The 6,423-nt window shown below is 62.9% G+C and carries 5 protein-coding genes; 2 read left to right on the top strand and 3 right to left on the bottom strand.

What is annotated here, in order from left to right; all coding sequences use genetic code 11:
- Positions 1-79: 79 nt before the first annotated feature.
- Genes codA through codB form a run of 3 tightly spaced genes read right to left on the bottom strand, consistent with a single transcriptional unit; the run spans position 80 to position 3,809 of the window.
- Positions 80-1,318, bottom strand: coding sequence for a cytosine deaminase (gene codA / locus HMPREF9538_RS12965; protein ID WP_004223608.1), 1,239 nt, complete (start codon positions 1,316-1,318; stop codon positions 80-82).
- Complete coding sequence (locus tag HMPREF9538_RS12970; RefSeq protein ID WP_009485211.1) at positions 1,315-2,550, bottom strand: PucR family transcriptional regulator; 1,236 nt, start codon at positions 2,548-2,550, stop codon at positions 1,315-1,317. Before HMPREF9538_RS12970 ends, codA begins: the two co-directional genes overlap by 4 nt.
- The gene (gene codB, locus HMPREF9538_RS12975) at positions 2,547-3,809 is read right to left on the bottom strand and encodes a cytosine permease (protein ID WP_009485210.1); all 1,263 of its coding nucleotides are present in this window, start codon (positions 3,807-3,809) and stop codon (positions 2,547-2,549) included. The genes HMPREF9538_RS12970 and codB overlap by 4 nt, the downstream gene beginning before the upstream one ends.
- 451 nt (positions 3,810-4,260) lie before the next feature.
- Between codB and HMPREF9538_RS12980 the strand changes: the two genes are divergently transcribed.
- Both HMPREF9538_RS12980 and HMPREF9538_RS12985 read left to right on the top strand, forming a co-directional pair.
- The gene (locus HMPREF9538_RS12980; RefSeq protein WP_002894164.1) at positions 4,261-4,869 is read left to right on the top strand and encodes a methylthioribulose 1-phosphate dehydratase; all 609 of its coding nucleotides are present in this window, start codon (positions 4,261-4,263) and stop codon (positions 4,867-4,869) included.
- A 12-nt stretch (positions 4,870-4,881) separates the two neighbouring features.
- Positions 4,882-6,378, top strand: coding sequence for an FGGY-family carbohydrate kinase (locus tag HMPREF9538_RS12985; RefSeq protein WP_009485209.1), 1,497 nt, complete (start codon positions 4,882-4,884; stop codon positions 6,376-6,378).
- The last annotated feature ends 45 nt before the right edge of the window (positions 6,379-6,423 follow it).

Below are 6,423 nucleotides of genomic sequence, written 5' to 3'. Positions count from 1 at the left end.
GACGCCCGGGCGGGCGTCGGTCACGCACACTGCCTGAAAAGGTATCACAGAAAGGCGTCGTCGCGCAGCGCCTTGCGCCCTATGCCGGGTAGCGGATGTGCTCCACCTCACGCTGCAAAATCACCCTGCCGTGGCGAATGGAGGTCAGCACCCGTGCCTGACGGCGGACGGCCTCGTAGTCGTTTTCCGCATCGAGGATCAGCAGGTTCGCCGGGCGGCCTTCGGCGAGGCCGTAGTTATCGCCCAGACACAGCGCCCGGGCGCTGTTGTCGGTGACGAAGTCGAGGCAGCGCTGCAGATCGTCATAGCCGAGCATATGGCAGATGTGCAGTCCGGCATCCAGAATGCGCAGGATATTGCCGTTCCCCAGCGGGTACCACGGATCCTGAATCGAGTCCTGGGCAAAGCAGACATTGATGCCGGCGCGATCCAGCTCCGCCACCCGGGTGACGCCGCGCCGTTTCGGCCAGCTGTCAAACCGGCCCTGCAGATGAATGCTTTCGGTCGGGCAGGAGATGAAGTTGATGCCCGAGGCTTTCAGCAGGCGAAACAGCTTTGAGCAGTAGGCGTTATCATAAGAGCCCATCGCGCAGGTGTGGCTGGCGGTGACCTGGGCCCCCATGCCGCGCACCCGCGCCTCTTCCGCCAGTACTTCAAGGAAACGCGATTGCGGATCGTCGATTTCATCGCAGTGGACATCCACCAGGCGGCCGTAACGCTGGGCGAGGTCCATCAAAAACATCACCGAGCTGACCCCTTTGTCGCGGGTGTTCTCATAGTGCGGAATGCCGCCCACCACGTCGGCGCCCATCTCGATGGCGCGCGTCATCAGCTCCCGGCCGTTGGGATACGATTCGATTCCCTCCTGCGGAAAGGCGACAATCTGCAGATCGATGAGATCGGCGGCCTCTTGTTTCACCGCCAGCAGCGCCTTCAGGGCCGACAGCGACGGATCGGTGACATCCACATGGGTGCGGACGTGCTGGACCCCGAAATCGCGCAGCATGCCGATGGTTTTCAGCGCTCGCTGACGGGTGTCCTCCGGGGTAATACTCGCTTTGCGCTGGCTCCAGCGGGTGATGCCTTCAAACAGGGTGCCGCTGCGGTTCCACTCCGGCTCGCCCGCGGTGAGGGTGGCATCAAGATGGATATGCGGCTCGACGAAGGGCGGGATCGCCAGCCGGCCCTGGGCGTCGATATCCCCTGCGTCGGCAGTCTGCATCGCGGCCTGGGCGGTGATGCGGTGAATCATCCCGTCCTGCAGGTCAAGGGTAAACAGCGCCTCCTGGCGGCGCAGGCGAGCGTTAATAATTTTCATGGTGGGTCCTGTAAATGGTTTTGCGATAAACGCCAGATCACCAGCGCGACCGAGGCGTTGAGATGAAACTGAGGGTGGCTGACCGGGTAGCCGGTCAGTTTTTCAATGCGCTGGATGCGCTGATGCAACGTGTTGCGATGGAGACCCAGCCGGTCGGCGGCCCGCACCACGTTGCCGTTCTCCTGCAGCAGCGTCTCGAGGGTCTCCAGCAGCAGCCACGGCGCTTTACGGCCCGGCTCGATCAGGCAGCCGAGGGTGTCGTGCATAAAATCGTTGAGCAGCGCCGGGTCGCTGACCGCGGACAGCAGTTTGATAAACCCCAGCTGCTGATAGTCGCTGATGCGCTGGGTTGGCCGCAGGGTATCGCACAGATCCAGCGCCTGGCGCGCCTGCGACAGCGCCCGCGGGTAACCCTGCAGCTGCCTGACCGGCGCGGAGAGGCCGCAGAGCAGCGATAAACTCTCCTCTCCGTCCGCCAGGGTTTGCAGCCACTGCTGCAGCCATTTTTTCTGCTGAAAGCCTTCCCCCTCCTCATCCGGCAGCAGGAAAAGAAACATATTGCTGCGCTCCAGCAGCGGGAAGGGATTGCCCTGCTGGTTGAGCTGCTGCTGCAGCTGCTGACGTACGCTGCGGTGGGCCTGCAGTAGCCAGGCTTCGGCCTGCTCGGGCGGGAACTGGCGAAACAGGCGGGACAGCCCCTCCAGACGCAGCGCCGCCAGCCGCAGCGGACGGGTAAAATCGAGCTGCTGATGGAGGGCGCGCTGATGGAGCATCTGCAGGTCCGGATAGTCGCCGGTGACCAGCTGCATCAGAATGTCGCGCTGCGACTGCAGGACGTTTTCGCTGCGGACCAGCGCGGTGCCGATGCGCTCGGTGACAATCACCATCTTCAGCAGGTAGGGCTGCTCGATCAGCGGCATGCCCAGCTCGTCGGCAAGGGCGATCAGCGTGGCGGGAATGGCGTGGATATAGGCCTCGCCAGTGAGGATCACCATCCCGGCGATGCCGCGCTGTTTGCCCTCCATCAGCAACTGGATCAGGTTGGCTTCATCCCGGGGATGGTTGATGCCGGTGATAAACACCAGCTCGCCGCCCATGATCCACTCGGCGATATGTTCATTTTCCGCCACGTAGTACCAGCGTACGGCCCGCTGCAGCCCTTGCTTTCCCGCTCGCAGACGCAGGGCGGAGAGTCCCTCAAGGGCCAGCAGTTCGCTGACCGTCAGGCTCATGGCTCCTGCTCCGCGACGGCGGCAGGCTGGCGTTTGCTTAGCAGAGTCAGGGCGATATAGACCAGCGCGGAAACGGAGATCCCCACCAGCGGCGCGATCCACGGCGAAAGATAGGCCACCACCGCGCCGGCGGCGTAGGCGCCGAGTCCCAGCCAGTTAAAACGCGGCAGGCGGGCGTTCTGCAGCAGGGGATAGCGCCCGCCGCGGGCGAACCAGTAGTCGGCGAGGATCACCCCGCCGATGGGCGGAATAATACTGCCCAGCAGCACGAGGAAGGGGATCAGCATTTCGTACATCCCGCCAATGGCCAGCACAATGCCCACCCCGGCGGCGGCGAGGGTCAGCGTCCGGCGACGTTCGCTGCGCAGCAGATGGCAGGCGGCGGCGGAGACGTTATAGATGGTGGGGCCCTGGATGGTCAGCAGGTTGAGACAGAGCATGATCACCGCGGCCACCGACAGCCCCTGCAGGATCAGCACTTCAACGATATCGGCCTGTTGATAGACGATAGCGCACCAGGCGCCGGCGACGATCATCAGCCCGTTGCCGATGAGGAAGCTGCCCATGCTGGCGAGAATGGCGGTCCGGCTGGAGTTGGCCAGCCGGGTCCAGTTTGTCGCCTGGGTGGCGCCGCTGGCGAAAGTGCCGAAGACCATGGTGATGGCCGCCGACCAGCTCATGGTGTCGCTCGGCGCAATACGGGTCATCGCCTGCCAGCCGCCGGCGTGGTGCAGCGCCAGATACATGGAGACCATCAGCAGCACAAACATCAATGGCACCGACAGGCGCGACAGCGCGTCCAGTCCCTTGTAGCCCACCAGCGCGGTGACACAGAACAAAATGCCAAACAGCACCATCAACGGCTGGGTCAGCGCCTCGGGCAGAGCGAGGATCTTCACCAACGAGATAGCGACCGTGGCGGTGCCCCAGGCGTACCAGCCCAGCTCGGCAAAGCCAAGAATAAAATCGGCCAGCTTGCTGCCAATCTCCCCGAAGCAGAACCGGCCCATCAGCACCGTATTCAGGCCGCTGCGCGCGGCGATCCAGCCCAGCGACGCGGCATAGAGGGCCAGCAAGGCGTTGCCGATGACGGCTATCCACAGCAGATTGACGATGGAAAAGGAGACGCCGAGTTTACCGCCGGCGAACATCGTGCCGGTGAAAAAGGTAAAGCTGAACAACACCATGGCGATGGAAAATACGCCTTTGCGTCCGGCGGCGGGCGCTTCGACGAGGGGAAAATCATTGCTGTTTGACATCCTGGAACCTCTGGCTGGTAGATGGGCGGTGATAGCCGGAAGTAGCAAGAGATGTGCCAGGAAAAACCGGGCACGGGGAATAGCGCGCGGTGTGCAACATGCACAGTTATTGAAGGATCCCGGACGGGTAATGCCATTCTACTGTGCATCCTGCCAGGTTTTGCACCAGTCCAGGGCAGAGTAGGGCGGTGAGCGCATCCCTGGCGCCGGAGGAGAATTTTAGCCAGGACGATCCGCCTGTTTTTGGCCAGAGAGTAGTGGAGAATAGCGGTGTACTGAAAACGGTTGGTTAAATCACTGTGAATAAAGGTTATTTAATATGCTTTTATGATATAACCATTTGTCTTGTGTGTGTTTCCTGAAATATTGTCCCCTCCGGTTAGCGGTGTTAGTATCGGATAAATAGCCATTTAGACGGCTAAATAAATCATCGCTAACCTAAGGAACTGCTATGTGGCAAGAAAGACTCGCGCAACTGGTCACCACCTGTCATTGGATCGGCGCGAAAGGCTGGGCGCCGGCGACCGGCGGTAATATGTCGGTGCGTCAGGATGATACCTGGTGCTGGCTAAGCGAGTCGGGCCGCGACAAAGGCAGCCTGACAACCGAGGATTTTCTGCAGGTTGAGATCGCCACCAACCAGGCGCCTTCCGGACGGAAGCCGTCGGCCGAGACCGGTCTGCACACCCTGGTGTATCGCCTGTTCCCGGAAGCCAACGTGGTGCTGCATGTGCATACCGTCAACGCCACCGTGCTGTCGCGCATCGAAAAAAGCGACACGCTGGCGCTGCAGGGGTATGAAATGCAGAAAACCCTTAGCGGGCAGCATAGCCATCTCGATACCGTTCCGATCGCCATCTTCGATAATGACCAGGATATTGACGCCCTGGCGGCGCGGATTGCCGATTATGCGCAAACGCGCCCGCTGCGCTACGGCTTTCTGCTGCGCGGCCACGGCCTGACCTGCTGGGGGAAAGATATTCAGGAGGCCCGCCGTCAACTGGAGGGGCTGGAGTTCCTGTTCGAGTGCGAGCTGATGCGCCGCCGCTACGAGCCCTGAGCCGGAGCAGGTATGGATTTTTATCTTGGTATCGATATTGGCACCTCGCGGGTGAAAGCGGTGCTGTTTGATCAGCATTTCACCGCCTGCGCCAGCGCCGCGGAAAATACCTCACCCCGCCTGTCGGCCAATGGCTACGCGGAACAGGATATGACCCAGCTGTGGCATTCGGTGCTGGCTATTCTGCGCCAGATTGCCCGCCATCCGGCGCTGCAGGCGGGGCGGCTGCGGGCTATCGGCCTCGCCGGGCAAGGGGAGGGGGTCTGGCTCAGCGATGAGCAGGGCGAACCGGTGGGCCCGGGGATCCTGTGGAGCGATACCCGCAGCCACGAGCTAATGAGCGACCTGCTGCGCCGACCCGGCTTCGACCGCCGCTATTTCGCCGATACCGGCACCCACCTGCAGCCCTGCAATACCAGTCTGCAGCTGTACTGGCTGAAACAGTATCAGCCGGCGCGGCTGGCGGCCGCGCGCTATCTGTTTTTCGCCAAGGACTGGATCCGCTTTCGCCTGACCGGCGTGGCGGCGCTGGAGCTGACGGACGCCAGCAGCTCGTTACTCAATCAGCAGACCGGCAGCTGGTCCTCGGTGGTGATGAACGAGATGGGGCTGAACGAACTGCTGCCGCTGTTTCCCCCGCTGCTGGCCCCGGATGCCCTGGCCGGCACGCTGAGCGACGCGGTGGCGGCGCTGACCGGGCTGCCCGCCGCGACGCCGGTGGCCGCCGGGGCGCTGGATGTCTGTAGCGCCGCGCTGGGCTGCGGCGCGGTCAACGAAGGGGATATCTACACGATCCTCGGCACCACCTGCTGCACCGGGATCGTCTGCCGCGGCCCGCAGACGGTGAACGAGGCGACGCGCTTTGTCACCCATACCGAAGCCGGACAGGTGATCTCCCTGTTTCCGATGCAGGCCGGTACGCCAAATATTGACTGGCTGCAGCAGCATATTTCGCTGGACGCCGATCTGGGGCGCCTGGAGCAGGCGATCGCGGAGGTGGAGCCAGGCAGCGGCGGCGTCTTCTGGCAGCCGTATCTCAATGGCGAACGTGCGCCGTTTTACAGCCCGGACGCGCGGGCCGGCTTTTTCGGCATTAGCCCGCACACCACCCGCGCCGAACTGCAGCGCGCGGTGTTTGAAGGACTGGCCTTCGCCATTGTCGATGCGCTGCAGGGTTATCCGCAGGGCGGCGAGCTGTATCTGACCGGCGGCGGCGCAGCCTCGGCGACCTGGCTGCAGATTATCGCCGACTGTACCGGACGCACGGTGGTCTCCAGCGCCTTTAACGAACTGAGCGCACGCGGCGCGGCGATCCTGGCGGCCCGTAGCGTCGCGGCGCTGGCCGAGACGCCTCCGCTGGCGCAGACCCGCTATCAGCCGCGCCCTCAGGCGCATGCCCGCTACGCGGCGCTGTATCCCGTTTACCGCCTGCTGCGCGAGCAGATGCTGCCGGTATGGCAGGCCAGACAGGCCGCCCTTCAACCTCTTTCTCAGGACCTACAACCATGAAAATCGTTTTTACCGCCGAGCATGCTGGCGACCTTAGCGCCTTCC

Source organism: Klebsiella sp. MS 92-3 (assembly GCF_000195655.1).
GTDB classification, from domain to species: domain Bacteria; phylum Pseudomonadota; class Gammaproteobacteria; order Enterobacterales; family Enterobacteriaceae; genus Klebsiella; species Klebsiella pneumoniae.
The sequence above is the reverse complement of the archived record's forward strand: the minus strand, read 5'-3'. Positions and strand labels throughout refer to the sequence as shown.